This is a genomic window from Shewanella sp. 2_MG-2023 (genome assembly GCF_030548905.1).
GTDB classification, from domain to species: Bacteria; Pseudomonadota; Gammaproteobacteria; order Enterobacterales; family Shewanellaceae; genus Shewanella; species Shewanella electrodiphila.
In genome coordinates this window covers 174,625-195,110 of the sequence record NZ_JAUOSO010000010.1, presented here as the reverse complement: position 1 = coordinate 195,110, position 20,486 = coordinate 174,625, and the positions used below count along the sequence as shown (strand labels likewise).

18 protein-coding genes are annotated in these 20,486 nt (G+C 40.2%); 4 read left to right on the top strand and 14 right to left on the bottom strand.

Translation table 11 applies throughout. From position 1 onward, the window contains the following. Window position 1: 1 nt before the first annotated feature. The 5 genes from hemN to Q4600_RS12030 form a co-directional block, all read right to left on the bottom strand. Window positions 2–1,378, bottom strand: a complete 1,377-nt coding sequence (gene hemN / locus Q4600_RS12050) for an oxygen-independent coproporphyrinogen III oxidase (protein WP_102527041.1) — start codon at window positions 1,376–1,378, stop codon at window positions 2–4. Window positions 1,379–1,624: 246 nt separating this feature from the next. After that, window positions 1,625–2,086 carry a DUF2489 domain-containing protein gene (locus tag Q4600_RS12045; protein WP_102527040.1) on the bottom strand — a complete coding sequence of 154 codons (462 nt, stop codon included), beginning with the start codon at window positions 2,084–2,086 and terminating at the stop codon, window positions 1,625–1,627. Between the two features lie 77 nt (window positions 2,087–2,163). After that, window positions 2,164–2,718 carry a Der GTPase-activating protein YihI gene (yihI, locus tag Q4600_RS12040; protein WP_303516295.1) on the bottom strand — a complete coding sequence of 185 codons (555 nt, stop codon included), beginning with the start codon at window positions 2,716–2,718 and terminating at the stop codon, window positions 2,164–2,166. Window positions 2,719–2,774: 56 nt separating this feature from the next. After that, window positions 2,775–3,437 (bottom strand): methyltransferase domain-containing protein, encoded by a 663-nt coding sequence (locus Q4600_RS12035; RefSeq protein ID WP_303516297.1) that lies wholly within the window; start codon window positions 3,435–3,437, stop codon window positions 2,775–2,777. Between the two features lie 811 nt (window positions 3,438–4,248). Beyond that, window positions 4,249–4,869, bottom strand: a complete 621-nt coding sequence (locus Q4600_RS12030) for a cytochrome c (RefSeq protein WP_102527037.1) — start codon at window positions 4,867–4,869, stop codon at window positions 4,249–4,251. A gap of 167 nt (window positions 4,870–5,036) precedes the next feature. On the opposite strand from Q4600_RS12030, the gene yihA reads away from it, so the two are divergent. Beyond that, window positions 5,037–5,699 (top strand): ribosome biogenesis GTP-binding protein YihA/YsxC, encoded by a 663-nt coding sequence (yihA, locus tag Q4600_RS12025; RefSeq protein ID WP_102527036.1) that lies wholly within the window; start codon window positions 5,037–5,039, stop codon window positions 5,697–5,699. A 628-nt stretch (window positions 5,700–6,327) separates the two neighbouring features. On the opposite strand, the gene polA is transcribed toward yihA, so the two are convergent. Further along, a complete protein-coding gene (gene polA / locus Q4600_RS12020) occupies window positions 6,328–9,090 on the bottom strand; it encodes a DNA polymerase I (protein WP_303516300.1) in 2,763 nt (920 codons plus the stop codon). 385 nt (window positions 9,091–9,475) lie between these two features. Here polA and elbB point away from each other — a divergent pair, with 385 nt between their 5' ends. After that, complete coding sequence (gene elbB, locus Q4600_RS12015; RefSeq protein WP_303516301.1) at window positions 9,476–10,129, top strand: isoprenoid biosynthesis glyoxalase ElbB; 654 nt, start codon at window positions 9,476–9,478, stop codon at window positions 10,127–10,129. 259 nt (window positions 10,130–10,388) lie between these two features. On the opposite strand, the gene glpG is transcribed toward elbB, so the two are convergent. The 5 genes from glpG to Q4600_RS11990 form a co-directional block, all read right to left on the bottom strand. Then, complete coding sequence (gene glpG / locus Q4600_RS12010) at window positions 10,389–11,228, bottom strand: rhomboid family intramembrane serine protease GlpG (protein WP_303516303.1); 840 nt, start codon at window positions 11,226–11,228, stop codon at window positions 10,389–10,391. After that, window positions 11,225–11,533 (bottom strand): thiosulfate sulfurtransferase GlpE, encoded by a 309-nt coding sequence (glpE, locus tag Q4600_RS12005; RefSeq protein ID WP_102527032.1) that lies wholly within the window; start codon window positions 11,531–11,533, stop codon window positions 11,225–11,227. Before glpE ends, glpG begins: the two co-directional genes overlap by 4 nt. Window positions 11,534–11,640: 107 nt before the next feature. Beyond that, the gene (tdh, locus tag Q4600_RS12000) at window positions 11,641–12,666 is read right to left on the bottom strand and encodes an L-threonine 3-dehydrogenase (protein ID WP_102527031.1); all 1,026 of its coding nucleotides are present in this window, start codon (window positions 12,664–12,666) and stop codon (window positions 11,641–11,643) included. A 10-nt stretch (window positions 12,667–12,676) separates the two neighbouring features. Then, window positions 12,677–13,870, bottom strand: coding sequence for a glycine C-acetyltransferase (locus tag Q4600_RS11995; protein ID WP_303516307.1), 1,194 nt, complete (start codon window positions 13,868–13,870; stop codon window positions 12,677–12,679). A 286-nt stretch (window positions 13,871–14,156) separates the two neighbouring features. Beyond that, window positions 14,157–14,813, bottom strand: coding sequence for a TetR/AcrR family transcriptional regulator (locus tag Q4600_RS11990; protein WP_102527029.1), 657 nt, complete (start codon window positions 14,811–14,813; stop codon window positions 14,157–14,159). 323 nt (window positions 14,814–15,136) lie between these two features. On the opposite strand from Q4600_RS11990, the gene waaA reads away from it, so the two are divergent. Continuing rightward, window positions 15,137–16,411, top strand: a complete 1,275-nt coding sequence (gene waaA, locus Q4600_RS11985; protein WP_303516309.1) for a lipid IV(A) 3-deoxy-D-manno-octulosonic acid transferase — start codon at window positions 15,137–15,139, stop codon at window positions 16,409–16,411. A gap of 84 nt (window positions 16,412–16,495) precedes the next feature. Here the strand turns inward: waaA and Q4600_RS11980 are convergent, their stop codons facing one another. Further along, a complete protein-coding gene (locus Q4600_RS11980; protein ID WP_303516310.1) occupies window positions 16,496–17,215 on the bottom strand; it encodes a 3-deoxy-D-manno-octulosonic acid kinase in 720 nt (239 codons plus the stop codon). 92 nt (window positions 17,216–17,307) lie between these two features. Between Q4600_RS11980 and Q4600_RS11975 the strand changes: the two genes are divergently transcribed. Next, window positions 17,308–18,345, top strand: coding sequence for a glycosyltransferase family 9 protein (locus Q4600_RS11975; RefSeq protein WP_303516312.1), 1,038 nt, complete (start codon window positions 17,308–17,310; stop codon window positions 18,343–18,345). A gap of 20 nt (window positions 18,346–18,365) precedes the next feature. Here Q4600_RS11975 and Q4600_RS11970 read toward each other — a convergent pair whose 3' ends face one another. Both Q4600_RS11970 and Q4600_RS11965 read right to left on the bottom strand, forming a co-directional pair. Continuing rightward, complete coding sequence (locus Q4600_RS11970) at window positions 18,366–19,214, bottom strand: glycosyltransferase (protein WP_303516313.1); 849 nt, start codon at window positions 19,212–19,214, stop codon at window positions 18,366–18,368. A gap of 30 nt (window positions 19,215–19,244) precedes the next feature. Further along, window positions 19,245–20,384 (bottom strand): glycosyltransferase family 9 protein, encoded by a 1,140-nt coding sequence (locus tag Q4600_RS11965; protein WP_303516315.1) that lies wholly within the window; start codon window positions 20,382–20,384, stop codon window positions 19,245–19,247. Window positions 20,385–20,486 lie beyond the last annotated feature (102 nt).

The window sequence follows — 20,486 nt, the reverse complement described above, 5'->3', positions numbered from 1 at the left end:
ATTAAATCACACGAGAGAATTGTTGTTGACGTGCCTTTTGACGGTAATACACGTCAAAGCACATACAAATATTACGAATTAACAAGCGACCAGTAGGGCTAATCGTTAGTTTACGATCAGTAATATCAACAAGTTTGTCATCGATGAAGGTTTGTAGAAGTTTTAAATCTTCTGCAAAGTACTCTTCAAAGTTAATATCAAATTGTTGCTCAATCTTAGTCAGATCTAAATCGAAATGACAAATCATTTGCTTAATCACCACACGACGAATTTCATCATCACGATTTAAGCTACAACCTTTCCATAAGGCATGACCTGCTTCATCAATTGACTCATAGTAAGGACGGATGTCTTTTTGGTTTTGTGCGTAGCAATCGCCAATTTGACTGATTGAAGAGACACCTAAACCTAGTAAGTCACACTCTTCCTGGGTGGTATAACCCTGGAAGTTACGATGTAGTTTACCCGCATTTTGTAACTTTGATAGCTCATCATCTGGCTTTGCAAAATGGTCCATACCAATGAATTGGTAACCTGCACCAGTAAGCGACTCAATTGTTTGATGCAACATATCAAGCTTTTGCTGTGGCGAAGCCATATCTTCATCTTTAATTTTACGCTGAGCGGCAAAACGCGATGGTAAATGCGCGTAATTAAAGATTGATAAGCGGTCTGGAGAAAGCTCAATGACACGTTTAATGGTTTCAGCAAACGTTTCTGGCGTTTGATGTGGTAAACCGTAAATTAAATCGGCATTGGTCGATACAAAGCCCATGTCTTTTGCTTTTGCCATTAAGTCAAAAATGAATTGTTCATCTTGCTCACGGTTTACAGCAACTTGTACTTTCTTATTAAAGTCCTGAACACCAATCGAAATACGGTTAAAACCAGCTTCTTTTAAGGTATCAAGCATGGTTAGCTCGATTTCACGCGGATCAACCTCAATCGAGAATTCACCTTCATCAGCAAAGTTAAAGTGATTTTTGATTAATGAAGATAAGGTGAGAATTTGTTCTGGGTTTAAGAATGTCGGTGTACCGCCACCCCAATGCATTTGAGTCACTGTGTAGTTTTTGAATAGAGGAGCACGTTTTACAATTTCGCTCGCAAGGTATTCGATGTACTGATCAGCTTTATGAGCATGACGAGTAATGACTTTATTACATCCACAGTAATAACAAAGCTTGGCGCAGAAAGGAATGTGAATATATAAAGACAGCTTGTCGCTTTTACTGGTTTCAATTGCAGAGAGTAGGTTTTGCTCAGTGAAACTATCGTCAAACTCTAGCGCCGTAGGGTACGACGTATAGCGTGGACCACTGTAGTTATATTTTTCGATCATTGACTGATCCCAACTTATTTGTGTGGGCTGCTTCAAGGCACGTTCTCCGAGTAAATTAGCAATAGACGAAGTATGCAGCGATCTTAGACAAAAAACCTTGAACTACGTTGTAAATTTGAAATTTGATGATGCTAGAAAGACGGTATTTAGTCTGAAATCTGTGAAGTTTTGTGAAATTGTGGGATGGCTCACAGCTTAGAAAGAAAGGTTAGGGCAGCAAATGGCCTGGTTATTAACGTGTTGATAATAATCAAGGCCATCTTAAATGCTGATTACTGTGTCTTAGTGAATGAAATGGAACTGGGTAATTTTCTGTGCATCCTCAGTTAACCCTTGTTCTAGCTTAGCTTCTGATTTCATACGCGCTAAATCTAACTTCATTCGTTGTTGTTTCTCGAGTGACTTGCGGGCTTCTTTTATTGGATGGGCTTTAATGCAGTCATAATGCTCAAAGATATGTGGGAACTCTACTGCCATCTGTTCAGACATTGATAAAGCTTCAAATAGCTTAGCAATGCGCATGACTCCTTCAGAAGGTTCACATCGCTCCTCTAGCATTGCTGCAGCGATGTATTTTATGTCATCTAATACTTGCTGCTTTTTCGCTTTTGCTTCATCTAAGCGTTGCTGCTTAGCTTCAACAGCGTCTTGCTGTTGTTTCTTGACCTTTAATAGCAAATAACCGGCATAAGACGCTAACAGCACAATAACGATGATGGCGAGGGCAATAACAAGGCTAGACACAATTAATCCTTAATCAAGGTAGATAAGTAACAGATAGAAAAATGGCATACCCAATGAGTATGCCATTTTTTAATGATTTAAGACTGGTAGTCTTTTAATACATCAGCACCACTTTCGAAGCGCTCGTATAAATCATCATCAGAAGCAGGTTTTTTGCTAGTATTTGCTGTTTGAGCTGGAAGTTCTTCAGCATCTGAGATACCAAGTTTTTCCATTAATGCTTCCATTTTAGCAAGCTGGCTATCTAACCATTTTTGGTCATCAGCAGACAGGTCTTTACCTTCTTCTAATAAGTCTAATAAATTATTGAATCTTGGGTCATCCTCAATTTTCAATAATTTCTGCTCATCAGTCAGTTTAGGCTGCTTAACTTTAGCAACTGGCGCCGTTGTCTCTACTGCTTTAACCATCAATGGCACAGGTTTCTTGCTGCCATGACGAGGGTCATTACTTTTACTGGTCGTTACATGCGGTGATTGTTGCTCAATCAAGGCCTCGTTGTGACGACTGCCAGACTTATGACCGTTATCTTTCTTTCTGCTGCCAGTGACTTTACGATCAGCCTTTTTGACTCTTGGTGCTTGTGTAGGGCCGTTTTCGCCGCCCTTGCGCGATTTTTTACTACGAGCCATCAGTGATCTCATGTGGTTGTAAAAAGTTGGCTAGATAGATAATCATCCACCTTGCACTAAATCAGGATGCGCTTTATATCAGACTTTGATGTTTTTTGCATCAATACGAGCTCTTTTGCTGCAAATAATAGCTTAAATTCGCTGTTTTGTGCTAAATACTCAAAAGTTTGTTGCTGGTAAAAGCTTACGTGAGTGGGGTTGTTTTTAAAGTGCCACTTAGAAAAATGAGCTAAGTCAGTGAGTAATGAAGTGCTGATTGCTAACCAGCCGCCATTTTTTAATAAATTAGTGATCAATGACCACTCTTTGAGCGGTTGCTGAAAATGTTCCAGTACCCGATAGCAACAAATGAAGTCATATTGCTGATTAAAGATTTGTTGATCGGATTTGATAAAAGGATCGTATTGGTTAAGACGATGGCCAGCGAGTTCGATTATATTAAGACTTGCTTGGTCTAAGACTCGGCCAAAATTAAGTCCTGTTAATGGACCTTCTTGCTGTGCACTAATTTGACCAAGTAAAGGTTGGATAAACTGCACCAGTTGTTTTTGCTTAGCGGCTTTATTCGCACGGCCATAGCGCTGTAATTGTGCTGCTGGCATTAAATGTGATTGGGGGTTTGCGAAAACCAGTTGGCATTGAGGACAGCTGTAGAAGGCTCTTTTTTTATCTTGGATAAAAAACTCAGCAGTATGACTGCACAACGGGCATTTAATCATTGAAGTCAGATATGATCCAAACAAAGGCGAAGATTATCAATCAATAACAGATTTCTTGAAAAGAAGAAATAAAAAAAGGTGGCAGTAAACTGCCACCTTGCAAAATAGTGTTTATCACACCAAATTTTTATTCCAAGTATCCATACTTGCTATGTGACTATCCCGGTCAATATCCATCTTATTTTTAGAGCTTTCCGTGCATTTTTTATTGTTATCGGTCATCAATGACCCTTTTTCTTAATCCTGTTGCCGTCCTGACCACAGCTTCCGTAGATGGTCTTCAATGACTCATCAATTTCCTAGTTGTCTTCAATGACATTAGTAAACAATCCATGTTTAAAAGTACCTTCCAGTGATAACAAGCCTCCGCAAGTGCATCCTAAGCAATTAGCTTCCTATGCCGCTACTTTAATCCTTAAAGTAGTGTCCTTATGGGGTTTTATCTCTGTTGCGTAAGGGAGTGCTATTTAAGCGAGTCGACCAATTGGTCTGTTCCTTACAAATTCTATATGACCTGGATTTCAAGCTGAAATCACGACTCTTATTATTATTAGCGAGTGGTCTTATTTATATTATTGTTATTTATTAATTTTATTCTTATATCTTAAATGTAAACGTATCCGAAATCTGTAAGATGGAATTAATATTTTTGTTCTTACAGCTGGGTTCATCTCGGTACGGGGCTATTTAACCCTAAATACGTGATCTCTGTCAAGCATGAATGTTATTAAGTTTACGTAAACGTCAACTTAGGGTTGTAAAAAAGGGTGAATAATCACCCTTTTAGCTTCATTTAAATATGAAGAAAAAATTACTTAAGACTTGAAATATATTGAGATAATACTTCAATATCACTGTCAGATAACTTTTTAGAAACATCTTGCATCATGCCATTCAGGTCGTTGTTACGATTTGTATCACGGAACTTAGTTAACTGAATTTTGATGTAATCAGCATGCTGGCCACCAATAGCTGGGAAGCCGGCAAGTTCGCCGCCTTTGCCATCTGGTCCATGACATGCCATACATGAAGTGATACCGCGAGCCATGTCGCCGCCTTTATAAAGGGCTTCACCTTCAGCTGGTACATTGGCTACATCAGCAACTGATTGTGTTTGACTTGCATAATATGCAGAAACATCTTTAATATCTTGTTCAGATAACGCTATTGACATACCAGTCATGGTAGGATCATTACGACCTTCTTTGCCGCCGCTTTTAGCTGCCGCTTGGAAATCATGTAATTGTTTTTCTAGATAAGATGCGTGCTGTCCGGCCAATTTAGGCCAAATAGGGGCAATGCTGTTACCGTCAACACCGTGACAGGCAGAACACATAACTGATTTAGTTTTACCCGCTTCCACATCACCTTCAGCGATTGCAGGCGTTGATATAGCGGCAAATACAGACAGCGCAAGAGCTAACTTTTTCATGGCGTTCCAACTTCTTGTTTAATTTATTGTCCTGAGCTTACTAGGAAGACCCGCAAGCGTGGTAAAATCTACAAACTGTGATCAGGCTAATATTTTACACGAAAATGTGGAAAAGTAAGCAAATCTTACATAATTAAGGTATTACCCCAAATTTATTGGAGCAAATCGTGTCAGAAACGCGTATAGATTTTCGAAAAACCAAGTTTTTAATTAGTGCGCCAGACATTGCGCATCTTGATCAGTATCTTCCTGGTGATACCGGTGTAGAAATTGCGTTTGCTGGGCGATCCAATGCGGGTAAGTCTAGTGCTCTAAACGCTTTGACCGAGCAAAAAGGCTTGGCAAGAACCAGTAAAACCCCTGGTCGTACTCAACTTATCAATGTATTTGAATTAGATGAAAACCGTCGACTCGTCGATTTACCAGGTTATGGTTTTGCAAAAGTGCCATTGGCATTAAAGAACAAATGGCAAAAAGCCCTTGGTGAATATTTGCAAGAACGCACCTGTTTAAGCGGTGTAGTTGTGTTAATGGATATTCGTCATCCCCTAAAAGATTTAGATCTGCAAATGATTGAATGGGCAGTGTTAAGTGAAATACCAGTATTAGCCTTGCTGACTAAATCAGATAAGCTCGCACAAAACGTTAAAATGAAAACGGTTAACGCTGTGCGTAAAGAGTTGGCTGAGTTTGGTGACTGGGTCAAAGTAGAGCCGTTTTCATCCTTAAAAGGAACCGGTAAACCAAAAGTGTTGGGCATTCTTAACGAGTGGTGCAACCCAAGTTGGCTAACTGAAGCTGAGAAGCAAGCTGAACAAGATTCGGAATAAGAAACGATAGGCCTGCAGTCTTTTATTAACAAAAACCGTTGAGTTTATATAAATAAACTTAGCGGTTTTTTTTGTGCTCAAGCTTTGTGCATTAGAGGTTTTAGTGGGAGAGTGTAGCGTTTAAACAAAAAAAAACCGACGACATATTGTCACCGGTTATAAAAAATTAGCTCTTTTGGGGAGAAGCTAAATTCAACAAGACTCAAGTGTCACCTACTCATCGATGACGCTCAATAACAATATGATAATCGTTTTTTAATCTTTTTTAAAGTATTTACTCTAAATTAAATTTTTGGCAAAAAAAAGCTCCAGCATATTAAGATGCTGGAGCGCCATAATTCGGCTTGTCACTATTTCTAGTGAAATAAAAAGGTCTGAAAGATGGAACATCTTAACCTCTGTACCCTACGCAGAGAATAATACTTCATTAGCCTTAAAATGAAAAACTGTATTTTGTAAAAATGAACAATAATGTGAAGTTTGCCACATTTGAAGGTGTATTTTTCACCTTGTTGGTGTTTTTTCGGCCTAAAAACAACAATCCCATAGTTGCAAAACTACGGGATTGTTTATTTCTTAAAATGAAACAGCTTATTTTCCTGCTTAAAGGCAGGATCAAATGGGCATATTAATGAGCTTCATCCCAGTTATCACCAAGACCTGCTTCTGCTAATAGGGTGACATCTAAAGTGGCCGCTTGTGCCATCAATTCGCACACTTTTGCTTTAAGTGACTCAGCTTGCGCTTCTTCGACTTCAAAAACCAATTCATCGTGCACCTGCATCATCATAGTGATTTCACCATGGGTGTCATTCTTGATCCATTGATCAATATTAATCATGGCTTTTTTGATGATGTCTGCAGCCGTACCTTGCATTGGTGCGTTAATCGCTGCTCGTTCAGCAGCTTGGCGGCGCATAGCATTTCTATCCTTAATATCAGGAAGGTATAAACGTCTGCCATAGTGTGTTTCTACGTAACCAACTTCAGCCGCTAATGCACGGGTGTCTTCCATATATTTAAGGACACCAGGGTAACGGGCAAAATAAGTATCGATATAAGTTTGTGCTTCCTTACGCGGGATATCTAATTGCTTTGCTAAACCAAAGGCTGACATACCGTAAATCAAACCAAAGTTAACCGCTTTGGCACGGCGTCTTTGCTCGGTGGTCACTTCTTCAAAGTGAACACCAAATACCTCAGCTGCTGTGGCTTTATGAATATCTTTATTCTCGGCAAAGGCGGTTAATAACCCTTCGTCTTGTGAAAGGTGCGCCATAATGCGCAGCTCGATTTGAGAATAATCGGCAGCTAACACTTTACGACCTTCAGGGGCGATAAAGGCTTGTCTAATGCGGCGACCTTCTTCAGTTCGAATTGGGATGTTTTGCAAATTTGGCTCGCTTGATGATAAACGCCCCGTGGCCGCATTCGCTTGGTGATAACTGGTATGCACACGACCCGTTTCTGAGTTCACCATTAACGGTAGCTTGTCAGTATAAGTGCTTTTAAGTTTAGACAGGCTTCTGTGCTGTAAAATCAGCTTTGGTAGTGGGTAGTCTAATGCAAGCTCAATGAGTACATCTTCAGCAGTTGACGGTGCACCTTTTGGGGTTTTTTTGATGATCGGGTATCCGAGTTTTTCAAAAAACAAAGCTTGTAACTGCTTAGGAGAGCTTAAGTTAAACTTCTCGCCAGCAATGTCATAGGCTTTGGTTTCAAGCTCATCAATCTTCTGTGCCAATTCATCACTTTGCTGACTTAGTAGCATGCTATCAATTAACACACCTTGACGTTCGATATCTGACAAGACTTGAATAAGCGGTAATTCAAGCTCATTAAATACAGATGTAAGAGAAGGTTCTTTTTCTACTCTTGGCCATAGGTGCTCATGTAATCGAAGGGTGATGTCAGCATCTTCAGCAGCATAAGGGCTGGCCGTGTCTAAATCGATTTGATTAAAGGTGAGTTGTTTAGCCCCTTTACCTGCGATTTCTTCAAAACTGATATTTTTGTGGCCTAAATATTTAAGTGCCAAACCATCCATATCATGACGAGATGCTACTGAGTTAAATACGTATGATTCGAGCATCGTATCAAAACGGACACCTTTAAGTGAAACGCCTGCATTAGCAAAGATGCTGATGTCATACTTAAGGTTTTGACCCACTTTTTTGATGCTATCACTTTCTAATATAGGTCTTAATTGTTCTAGAGCGTATTCAACAGGGAGTTGTTCTGGTGCATCTAAATAATCATGGGTTAATGGCAGGTATGCGGCTTTTCCGATTTCGACAGCGAAAGAGATACCGACGAGCTTCGCTTCCATATAATTTAGGCTGGTGGTTTCAGTGTCTACAGCAATTAAGTCCGCTTTAGATAATCTAGCAACCCATTTAGCTAAGTCGGCTTCAGTAAGAATCGTTTCGTATTCTGCTTCAATTGTTGGAGCGGCTGGTGGAGTGTCTTCAGTTGTTGTGCTTGAATTAGCAGCTGAAAAGCCTGATTTATTATCTAATACTTCGGCTAACCAACGTTTGAACTCCATTTCGCCAAATAATTTAACCAGCTCATCACGGTTTTGCGGCTTAATTTCTAATGGTGCCCAGTCATCATCCCATTCCACATCTGTTTTGATTGTGGCGAGATCGTATGAGAGTTGCAGCATCTCTTTATTGTCTTCAATCTTTTTAGGCATGGTTTTAGAACCACGGAAAGTCACATCTAAAACGCTTTCAGGATTTGCGATAAGCTTATCGACTCCACCTACACCCGTTAGCATTGCTAATGCCGTTTTTTCACCAACGCCAGGTAAGCCCGGAATGTTATCGGCTTTATCACCCATCATGGCAAGCAGGTCAATAATGAGTTCTGGTCCGACACCAAACTTTTCAGTGACTTCATCTGGTCCCATTATGGTATCTGTCATGGTGTTAATTAAGGTGACATGTTCATCAACAAGTTGAGCCATATCTTTATCACCGGTGCTGATAAGTGTCGCTCGACCTTCTTTACTGGCCTTAAGCGCAATAGTACCAATGACATCATCAGCTTCAACGCCTGGAATACAGATCAATGGTAAACCTAAGGCGTGAATGATGGCATGCAAAGGTTCAATTTGACTGCGTAAGTCGTCAGGCATTGGTGGGCGCTGAGCTTTATATTCGCTATACATGTCATTACGAAATGTTTTGCCCTTTGCATCGAATATAACTGCAATATGACTTGGGTTATATCGGCTCATTAAGCTACGAAGCATGTTGACTACACCGTAAACAGCACCAGTTGCTTCGCCTTTAGAATTAGTCAAATGTGGTGGTGCATAAAATGCGCGATAAAGATAAGAAGAACCATCCACAAGGACGAGTGGGTTATTGGGGATTGTTGGCATAGTCTATTTTCATGTTCAGTATTCTGAGATGGCCTTAGAATGCCACATACAAGGATTTTCGGCCACGGGAAATTAACCCTCAGCCTGTGGATAAGTCTGTGAGTGAATTAATTTATCATCTAAGGTGGTTTTAATTACGACTGGGAATAAAACTCTTAACTTTATGATTTTTTACGTTTTTTAATATTTTTGTGAGTTAAATTGTAGTTTTAAAAAATATTCCGAATATGTGGACTTTTTTAATATTCTTATTGATTTACTCGATTATTTGGTACAGTTTTTAAACCGTGAAACAAATTCGAGAAACTAAGTTAGCATGTTTTTTAATCAGATCAATAGATTTGTTTAAAAAAAGTTAAATTAATCGCTATTCAAAGGATCAGAAATGAAAAATATTGCAGTACTACTCAGTGGGTGCGGTGTTTATGATGGCGCAGAAATCCATGAATCGGTATTAACGCTATTGGCTTTATCTAAAGCAGGTGTGAACTATCAATGTTTTGCACCTGATATTGAACAAATGCACGTCGTAAATCATTTAAATGGGGAAGTTAGCGCTGAAGAAACGCGCAATGTACTTCAGGAATCTGCCCGATTAGCTCGTGGTGAAGTGAGTAATATTACCGAGCTTAATATTAGCGAATTTGACGCACTTATTGTACCTGGTGGTTTTGGGGCAGCTAAAAACCTATGTGATTTTGCCGTTGCTGGTAGCGCTAGCAAATTGCATCCTGAGGTTGAATCCTTTATTCAAGAATTTGCCTTAGCTAAAAAGCCGATGGGTTTTATGTGTATTGCACCAGTAATGATGCCAGCTATTTTTAAAAGTGGCGTTAAAGGCACCATTGGTAATGATTCTGGTACTGCGCAAGCCTATACCGAAATGGGTGGGCAGCATGTTGATGCAACAGTGGAAGATATTGTGGTTGATATGGATAATCTTGTTGTTTCAACACCGGCCTATATGTTGGCGAATTCTATTGTTGAAGCAAATATAGGAATAGAAAAGTTAGTGGATCAGGTTTTAAAGATGACATAGTCAGCTTAGTAGCAATTTGGTATAAACATAAACCGCTTCAAGCACCAAACTTCAGATAAATACTGATAAATATTTATCTGAAGTCAGGTTAACTCAATTATTCATAAGCAAGGAAGCAATATGAAACGAACTATTCAAAACTCCTCAACGACGATGGCTTTTATCTCAGGGGCAACCTTTGGAGCGCTGATATTTTGGGTTGCTTATTTTATTGTTTAACAGCGCTTTAGTGGTATTCAAGATAGCGATAATTTAGTCGTTATCTGGATCGTTTACGACTATCAAATGCCCCTTGAGCTAATCCCACAAGCAAGCCACCAATATGAGCTCCGTTCGCTATAGGCATGCCGAGTAGATCGGTAAAACCAAGTACTAACCAAATCAACATAAATGTCATGTAGCTATTTGGAATGCCGATGCCAGACTCTGGTGCACGTTGGCCCATAATCCAGGTGTAACCAACCACGGCGTATACTACGCCTGATAAACCACCGAAGTTTGGCCCCGTCATCATGTACTGGACTAAGCTGGGCAGACTGCCTGCTACAAGTAATAGAATCATCAATGGCCGAGTGCCGAGTTTGGTTTCAATTTTACCGCCTAAATACCACCACCAGAGTAAATTGAAGAGAAGATGCATCGCTGAGAAATGCATCAAGCTCGGGGTAAATACGCGCCATACTTGGCTAAAGTCACTGTTTGGTACCGCACTAAAAAATGATAATTGGCTGAAAACTTGATTAGCAAAACCAAGGTTCATTGCAGCAAAAACGGCAACACATACAAAAAAGGTAACTAAAGTGAGTGGTCCTGCTCCAGTAATGAACTGTTGAATCAGCCCTAAGGAAGAGGAACCGTAATCTAGTTTGGTTTGAGTGGAACCATTATCCCACGAGGCTTCTAAATACTTTTTCTGATATGGATTTTGTTTAAACTGTTCAAATTCATAGCGAGCTTGCTCAGCTTTATCTTGTTGATAAACGACCAATGCTACACCATGCTCATTTACGATAGGCACGCACTCAATATCTAGACCTTTTAAGTAGTCGATAAAGGCTTGTGCTGCTCTTGCGTGGGGGAGTTGGCCGATTTCAATCATGCGTGCGCTTCACTCCAAGCGGTAAAACCGCCATCAAGACTATAAACGTCATCAAAGCCTTGTTCGATAAGATACCCAGCCGCGCCTTGACTACTAATACCGTGATAACACACCACGACAAGGGGTTTATCCATATCTGCATCAGCAATAACGTTGGCAATGTTTTCATTGGTGAGATGAATAGAAGTCTCAATATGACCAGCAGCATAACTGGCCGCATCACGAATATCGACGATTTGGATATCATCAGATTCTGCTGTCATATGGATAAGTTCGTTAATTGAAAGGTGCTTGAAAGTGCTCATGCTATACCGCTGCTGTTTGAAATGAGATTAAGAAGATAACTGAAGTATCTAATAAGGGGCTGTATAGATACAACCCCTTTATTATTGCGGCAATTTATAATCGGGAATTAATCCCAGTTTAAAATCACTTTTCCTGATTGGCCCGAACGCATAGCATCAAAGCCTTGTTGGAAGTCATCAATTGCGAAATGATGAGTGATAATTGGCGATAAATCTAAACCAGATTGAATAAGGCTGGCCATTTTGTACCAAGTTTCAAACATTTCTCGGCCATAAATACCTTTAAGGATAAGTCCTTTAAAGATAACTTTACTCCAATCAATAGCCATTTCACCACCAGGAATACCCAGCATGGCAATTTTGCCGCCGTGATTCATGGTATCGAGCATTGAATGAAACGCTGATGGCACACCAGACATTTCTAGGCCAACATCAAAGCCTTCTGTCATGCCCAAATCATTCATGACATCTTTAAGATCTTCTTTGGCAACGTTAACTGCGCGAGTCGCACCCATTTTGCGGGCTAAATCGAGGCGATATTCATTCACATCAGTAATGACCACATGGCGTGCGCCAACGTGCTTACATACTGCAGCCGCCATAATGCCGATAGGACCAGCACCAGTAATTAATACATCTTCACCAACAACATCAAATGATAGTGCTGTGTGTACTGCATTACCAAATGGGTCAAATACAGACGCTAAATCATCAGAGATATCATCAGGAATTTTGAATGCATTAAATGCAGGGATAACCAAGTATTCAGCAAAGGCGCCATCACGGTTTACACCGACACCAGAGGTGTTACGGCATAAATGAGTACGGCCGCCACGACAGTTACGGCAATGACCACAAGTAATATGGCCTTCACCTGAAACACGGTCGCCAACAGTAAAACCGCGGACCTCTTGGCCCATATTAACCACTTCACCGACATATTCGTGGCCAACAACCATAGGTACAGGAATGGTGTTTTGTGACCATTCATCCCAGTTGTAGATATGAACATCAGTGCCACAAATGGCGGTTTTGCGGATTTTAATCAATAGGTCGTTATGACCCATTTCTGGCTTAGGTGCATCCACCATCCAGATGCCTTCTTCAGGCTTTAATTTGCTTAATGCTTTCATCATATCGACCTTAAATTATGCCCATCTCTTTACCAATACGGGTAAAGGCTTCAATCGCTTTATCGATTTGAGGACGAGTATGCGCCGCAGACATCTGCGTACGGATACGGGCTTGTCCTTTTGGTACTACAGGGAATGAGAAGCCAACAACATAGATGTTTTCAGCTAACAGACGGTTTGAGAAGTCACCGGCTAATTTAGCATCACCAATCATCACAGGGATAATGGCATGATCTGCACCTGCTAAAGTAAAGCCAGCTTTAGTCATTTCTTCACGGAAGTAACGGCTATTTTCCCATACGGCTTCACGTAATGCGTGGCCTGTTTTTAGCATTTCCAATACATGAATTGATGCACTGACAATAGAAGGAGCGAGTGAATTAGAGAATAAGTATGGGCGCGAGCGTTGACGTAACCAATCAATGACTTCTTTTTTACCAGAAGTGAAACCACCCGAAGCACCACCTAATGCTTTACCTAACGTACCGGTAATAATGTCTACACGGTCCATTACTTCGCAGAATTCATGGGTACCACGGCCGTTGTCACCGACAAAACCAACAGCGTGCGAATCATCAACCATCACAAGCGCGCCATATTTATCGGCTAAGTCACAAACGCCTTGTAAGTTAGCAATGACACCGTCCATTGAGAACACGCCATCTGTAGCAATCAGGATATCTCTTGCTCCAGCTTCTTTTGCTGCTTTTAACTGTGTTTCAAGATCGCTCATGTCATTGTTGGCATAGCGGAAGCGCTTAGCTTTACATAAACGCACGCCATCAATAATGGATGCATGGTTCAATGAATCCGACACAATCGCATCTTCAGGGCCCAGCAAGGTTTCAAACAGACCAGCGTTGGCATCAAAACAAGAAGAATACAAAATAGTATCTTCCATGCCTAAAAAGTCACTGAGGCTATTTTCTAGTTGCTTGTGGATATTTTGGGTACCACAGATGAAACGAACTGACGCCATACCGAATCCATGGCTGCTTAATCCGTTTTTCGCTGCATTAATTAATTCAGGGTGATTCGCAAGACCTAAATAGTTGTTGGCGCAGAAGTTAATGACTTCTTCACTATTTACGTTAATGGCTGTTTGTTGGGCGGAAGTGATGACACGTTCACTCTTATATAAGCCTTCAGCTTTAACATCGACAAGTTGTTGATTTATACGGTCGTAAAATGAGGTAGAGGCCACCTGATTTCTCCTAAATATAGTTTTAATATGGAAATCGCTTGGCGGCATTCTAACCTTAATTTTCGTGGCTCTACAGTGTTTTTTTTAACCTGAATAGCAACATAAAAATGATTAGGGCTAGAGCTGTTTTCACATTAGATATACTAATCAGTAACAAGCTATAGCTAAGTGCTGATTAATGAATGACTTAATATGTTAACAAAATGGAAGGCCGCCTTTTATGACTCTATTTTAGTCGTAAAAAGGCGGTTTGTATGTGCTGGTGGATAAGTGGCATTTTCAGGCTTTACGCAGCGGCGTCACGCTCTTGCGAAGCAACATCTAAATAGTGTTGTTCAAGGCGGGTAAAGGTTGCCTCTGAGCCAGGTGTAGAATACGCCTTGAATATCATCAATACCCGTAGCAAGCCTTCATAAAGGGTTGCTTTAGTGATGGTTGACGTGCTTGATTGAGTGAGTTGGTAGCTAATCCAAAAGCTCACCATCATTTTAATTGTGTCAGCTAATGCTGTGACTTTTTCGTCTTCAATTTCAAGGAAACCATCACTGATTAATTTTCTTAATACATTGCTTGAGCGACTCAGCACTTGTTCTTGCGCAGTTAGGTAGCGGGCTTTTAATGCTTCGTCACGGCTTAAGATATCGGCGAGGTTGGCGTACATGAATCGAAATTGCCACAGGGTATAAAACATGGCATCGAAGTAACCCATTAGTAACTCAATATCAACCGTTGTGTCTTCGTAAGGCTTAAAACCAGACTCGAGGTGACTTTCGTATAAGGCAAAAATTGAGTTAATAATGTCTTCTTTATTTCGAAAATGATAATAAAGATTACCTGGGCTGATATTGAGGTGCGCTGCAATATGATTGGTGGTGATATTACGTTCACCATGTTCGTTAAAGAGTTCAAGACTGGCAAAAACTATTTTATCGCGGGTTTTCATATCGATTCCAATTATCATTGCTAAATACAGGAGTCTTGATGACTCAATACGACGCTTAGCGCATATCCTTATGAATGTTATACCAAACGACATCAATATCTGGTCAGTTCAGATGCTGGCAAGCTTTCATATCGAGGGTTGCTTAACACCATCCAACAATATCTCTGCAAGTCTCTATAGCCTAGTCTGAGCCTGACTTTTTTATGCTTATCCAACCTAGCTCACTGAGTTGAGTTCATGTTGAATGATCACATATTTATGTGGTTTAGGTTTATGTTAACATTGTGTTTATCTGACAAGCAAAATTGATTAAGCACTCTTTCATGACTCGTGGCCTATATTCTGTATTACTGTATCTTCTTTCACCTCTTGTGGTGTTGTATTTGGGCTTTCGTAGTATTAAAAGTCCTGATTATCGCAAACGTTGGGGCGAACGATTTGGGCTAACTCGATTATCTCAAGCCGATGTGTTGATCCATAGTGTGTCTATGGGGGAAACATTAGCGGCAATTCCACTGATAAAAAAACTTATGGCCGCTCACCCAGAGTTAAACTTCATTATTACTACCACTAGCCCGACAGGTTCAGCTGAAGTAGTAAAAGCATTTTCTGACCATTTAAATGGGCGAGTTCAACATTGCTATTTACCCTTTGATATCAGTGTTTGCGTAAAACGCTTTTTGCGTCAAGTACAGCCTAAGCTATGTATTATTATGGAAACAGAGCTTTGGCCAAACTTGGTATATTTTGCTAAACAGCAACAAGCTAAGATTGTTATAGCAAATGCACGTTTATCGGCAAAGTCGGCAGCTAAATACTTAAAACAAGCAGGCTTAAGTCAGCCGATGCTAGCGTCACTTGATGCCATTGCGGTTCAAACACAACGAGAATGCGAGCGCTTTGAGTCTTTAGGCATGAAACCTGAAAAAATTACCGTTTGTGGCAGCCTGAAGTTTGATTTACACATTGACGACAGTAAGCACCTACAAGCGAAAGCATTACGCTCTGAATGGCAAAGAAATGACGTGCCAGTATGGGTTGCAGGTAGTGTACATCCTGGTGAGTTTGAAATTATGCTCAAAGCACATCAGCAAGTGTTAGCTAAATATCCCAACGCCTTATTGATTATGGCGCCAAGACACCCTGAGCAGTTCAATGTTGCTGCAGTGACGACGACACAGCAAGGACTAACTCTTTCAAGACGAAGTATGAACCAAGCCGTTACTGAAGGTGTGCAAGTATTACTTGGCGATACCATGGGAGAGTTGCTGATGCTCTACGGCTGCGCTGACTTTGCATTTATTGGTGGTACGCTCATTGAAAATGGCGGTCATAACCCGCTTGAGCCAGCAGCGATGGGGTTACCAGTTAGTGTTGGCCCGCATCATTGGGATTTTGCAGAAATTACACAATTATTAGTCAATGCTGGTGGGTTAGAAGTGATCACAGATGCGGATAGCTTAGCCAAACATATTTTAGGCTTATTAGAAGATCCGCAGCGCTATGAACTTGCTGCAAAAGCGAGTTTGCAAGTGGTGTCACAAAATCGCGGAGCATTAGATAAGCAAGTCAATGTCATTGAAAACCAACTGAGCTGAATGATTCACGTAATAGCGGGCAATAATACTTAAGTAGCAACAGCTATAATTGCATCCAAAGCCATTAAAGAGGGAATGGATTAATTAAGAGTTATTGATAATTTGCTGATAGCCCGCGAGTAGGCTTTGCCAATTATTGTCACTAAAGTTAAGACTGGCAAGCTTAGTTTTTTCTTTATTAAATGAACGTAATAAACGACTTATATTTGCTTGCTGCCATTTTGTATTAGGGGGTTTTAGTTCGCCTCGGTCAAAGTCGATAAGATAAAACTGATCATCAGCAAATAAGATATTTTTAGCATTTAAATCGGCATGATACACACCCCGAGCATGAAATTTTGCAATGGTTTGCCCAAGTCGCTGCCATTGCTCATCCGTTAATGTGGATTTTGACAAGAGTGCGACTAAGTCATCAGCACCTTTGACTAGCTCAATAAATAAGTCTGCTCGATACCAAATACCAAAACGCTCAACATTGGCAGCAATCGGTCTTGGGACTGGGAACCCTTCTTGAAAAAGCGTCTCTAAAATGGCTAATTCAGCAATCGCTCGAGTACGCTTCATACCTGTAAATATATAGGCATCTTTGCTGAATTTTTCTATTAAGCCGCCACGCCAATAATGGCGTAAAACCCATTGTTGAGTTTGGTATTCAACAAACCAAGTTGTATAACGGCCTTTTGATTGGCCAATTATCGCATCATTGGGCTGCCAATATTCTGGACGAAAATGGTCAGGAGTTAGTGTTTGAGCAATTTCATCGCACCAAGCGATAACACCATTGTTTGTTGATTTTATTTGCATAAGTGGATTACAAAGCTTTGATTTGTCGGTGGCTATAAAGCGTATTCTACATTAAGATCGAACTCTTGTACTTACTCAGGTTAAATGCACTCATGAAAGCAGACTTTGCATCTATGAAATCCTTATGTTTACTACGTTTGTCGGCAATTGGTGACGTGTGCCATGCTGTGGCGATGGTGCAAGCGATTCAGAAGCAATATCCTCATCTGCAGATCACTTGGGTGATTGGTAAGATTGAATATCAACTGCTTAAGCATTTGCCAGGCGTCACGTTTGTCATTTTTGATAAGTCGCAGGGCTGGCGTAGTTACCCTAAGTTACGTAAAGATTTAGCCGCTCAGAAATTTGATGTGTTATTGCACATGCAAGTCGCACTCAGAGCAACAATCGCATCGCTAATGATCTCTGCAAAGGTTAGGGTTGGTTTCGATAAAGCTCGCGCTAAAGAAGGCCAATGGTTAGTGACAAATCACGCAGTTGAGCCATTAGCAACACCTCATGTGTTAGATGGTTTTATGGGGTTTGCTAAAGCTATTGGCGTTAATGACTTAACTCCACGCTGGAATATCCCTGTCACTGAAGCGGATAGTGCATTTGCGAATGAAGTGATTAAGCCTGGCGAAAAAGTGTTAATTGTATGCCCAGCTGCAAGCAAGGCCGAACGTAACTGGTTACCAGAAAGATATGCTGCAGTGGCAGATTACGCTGTATCACAAGGATATCGTGTACTAATTTGTGGTGGACCGAGCCAACTGGAAGTTGAACTAGCGAGTGCTATTACTGGTTTTGCTACTCAGTCAATTGAGAATATGGTGACTAAAACCTCTTTAACACAGCTATTATCAGTATTGAAAAATGCAGCAGTAGTCATTGCGCCCGATACAGGTCCAGCGCATATGGCAGTTACACAAGGGACGCCTGTCATTGGCTTATATGCGCATTCAAACCCAGGTAGAACCGGCCCTTATTTGTCACAGGAGCATGTGGTTAGTGTTTATGACTCAGTGATTGTGCAGCAGTTTCCCAATCAAGTTATTCCATGGGGAAAGCGTGCTAAAGGGAAGGAGTTAATGGCCTTGATTGAGATTGAAGATGTTATCGCTGCATTTGATGACGTGATAAAAAAATAGCCCGCGATTGCGGGCTATTGTTAATATTTGTGCTGTGGATGGAAGAGACCAAATACGGCACTTAATAATGGAATAGGTAATTTAGTTTTACGTTGTTGCTTCAACATATACCAATGCCATGCTTGCTTTTTGTAGTCTAATATTTGAGCGTCTGATAGTTGGTCTTTAAAAATGTCACAATAATCAATAATGAACTTTAAATCGCGCATAGGGACTTTTTCTCTGTACCCTCGACCTGCATAATGAATAAAGCTTGCTGATTGATAATCTTCTAGTCCTAAAAGAGGCATGCGATTAAAGCGTTTATCTACGCTAACGCAATTAATTTTGTCTCTGCGAATAAGATAATTAATATAAGTTTGATCATAAAACTTCACTTCATTGCAAATTTTTTGCATCTCATCAGCGCTAGCATTATCGAACAGACCTGTTTCTTTGGATAATAAGATCATCCCTGAATTGAAGTACACCATTTTGCCATTTTCTTCTGGCCAATGCGCCTCTCCGAGTACTTCATTAATGCGTTGAGCGTGAGGGGAGCGATCTTTGTATTTCCCCTCATTGAACATGTAAACAGTGTCTAGCTCAGGGCACTCTTCAAAAATATTTTCAGCAAATGGACTGACTAATATGTCTGCGTCTAAATAAAGAACACGGTCATAAGTTTTTAACAGTTCTGCTATATATAATTTTTCAGACCAAGCAGGGCTAGCGTCATACTTCTTGTTATTTACATGCAGATGATAATGAAGTTCTTTAGATACAATTACATCAGCACCAACTTTCTTACCATATTCTTCAAAGCTAGTAATCGCTGCCTTATACATTGGATTATCACCAATGGCTAAAGTAAATATTGCCCTTTTCATTTTTATAAAGCCTTTATTCTTGAATTAATTTTATGCATGCGAACTCATGTTCAAATACTTATTAAATACAGTGTCTACACTAATATCTGAAACATGACCTTTGCCTTCGGTGGCGTACATAACATGAGATGTCGCGCTTTCAGGTGGTGCCCAATAAGGTTTTTTCTGACGCATCATGGCTAAAAGTGGGCGCTTAGCTGCAAATGCAAAGTGCAGTATTGCGGTATCGACTGTTATCACAAAATCAGATAATGCAATCAATGAAGGTAATTCAAAGAAATGCTTATCAACAGTAAACACTACCAGCTGGATATTATTCTCTTGGGAAAATGTGTGAGCTGCAGTTTTCACTTCTTCGAAATTTTCTGGCGTTACATTGATAATATATCGATGACCGTTGTCAGTTTGCTCGAGCGAACTTATCAAAGAGAATAGCTGAGTTAATTGCCAGTCTTTTTTAGTATTTGTTGATAGGTGGTTCAAAAAGAAAAGTTTACCATTTGTCGTTGGAAACTTGTCTGCTAGCCACTCTTTTGAGTCCGTTGTCGTTTGGTCAGGGACGACTAAATTTGGCATCATTTGCTCTTTTGAAAGTTGCAAATCAAAAATACTATTCATTACCTTCATAAAGCGATCTGTAATGTGATGATTCGTCGGCAATGAGTCCGTATCGAGCTGATACACTTTATCGCTATTTCGAAATAACACGAAGTTAAGTAATCCTCTATACGGAGCTTTGGAAACACTGGATACGATAAAGGCTTTGGGCGATATTTTTCTGGCAATATCAGAAAATTGATTTGCTTTACTGCCTGGAGAATGACAAACAATGATGTCGTAGTTTCTTTGATTGGCTTGTTCTATTTGGCTATCTCTTGCAATTGTAGAGTCTGTGCAACCGTAGCTTTGATTAAACGTACCTTCTGCTTGCATCCACTGCTGTAAAATCTTACTTCTAGATAGCCGCCATGCATCGGTATTGCAGCGATTGTCATCTAACCAGATATCAATTTCGATATGCGGGTGTTGATGCTTAAGAGCAATAAGAAAAGTTTTAAAATAGAGAAAATCACCTAATGCAAAAGGTGATATAAATAGCAAGCGTTTGCTATTTGATAACTGTTCAGAAGAGATGATGGGCATAAGTAGGTTTAATGCTTTAAAAGTCATAATAAAGCATAACCTGAAAGTAAAATGAATAAAATCGTATAATCGAAATAGTGATAAATTGAAGCTAAATTTATTGTCACTTCAATTTATTATTACTCAATA

Coding starts and splice junctions, on each gene's coding strand:
- yihI (WP_303516295.1), bottom strand. CDS start 2,718: ATGGCTCGTAGTAAAAAATCGCGCAAGGGCGGCGAAAACGGCCCTACA.
- Q4600_RS12030 (WP_102527037.1), bottom strand. CDS start 4,869: ATGAAAAAGTTAGCTCTTGCGCTGTCTGTATTTGCCGCTATATCAACG.
- glpG (WP_303516303.1), bottom strand. CDS start 11,228: ATGATTGAAATCGGCCAACTCCCCCACGCAAGAGCAGCACAAGCCTTT.
- tdh (WP_102527031.1), bottom strand. CDS start 12,666: ATGAAAGCATTAAGCAAATTAAAGCCTGAAGAAGGCATCTGGATGGTG.
- Q4600_RS11975 (WP_303516312.1), top strand. CDS start 17,308: ATGAAAGCAGACTTTGCATCTATGAAATCCTTATGTTTACTACGTTTG.
- elbB (WP_303516301.1), top strand. CDS start 9,476: ATGAAAAATATTGCAGTACTACTCAGTGGGTGCGGTGTTTATGATGGC.
- Q4600_RS11965 (WP_303516315.1), bottom strand. CDS start 20,384: ATGACTTTTAAAGCATTAAACCTACTTATGCCCATCATCTCTTCTGAA.
- Q4600_RS11990 (WP_102527029.1), bottom strand. CDS start 14,813: ATGAAAACCCGCGATAAAATAGTTTTTGCCAGTCTTGAACTCTTTAAC.
- glpE (WP_102527032.1), bottom strand. CDS start 11,533: ATGAGCACTTTCAAGCACCTTTCAATTAACGAACTTATCCATATGACA.
- Q4600_RS11970 (WP_303516313.1), bottom strand. CDS start 19,214: ATGAAAAGGGCAATATTTACTTTAGCCATTGGTGATAATCCAATGTAT.
- polA (WP_303516300.1), bottom strand. CDS start 9,090: ATGCCAACAATCCCCAATAACCCACTCGTCCTTGTGGATGGTTCTTCT.
- waaA (WP_303516309.1), top strand. CDS start 15,137: ATGACTCGTGGCCTATATTCTGTATTACTGTATCTTCTTTCACCTCTT.
- Q4600_RS11980 (WP_303516310.1), bottom strand. CDS start 17,215: ATGCAAATAAAATCAACAAACAATGGTGTTATCGCTTGGTGCGATGAA.
- Q4600_RS12035 (WP_303516297.1), bottom strand. CDS start 3,437: ATGATTAAATGCCCGTTGTGCAGTCATACTGCTGAGTTTTTTATCCAA.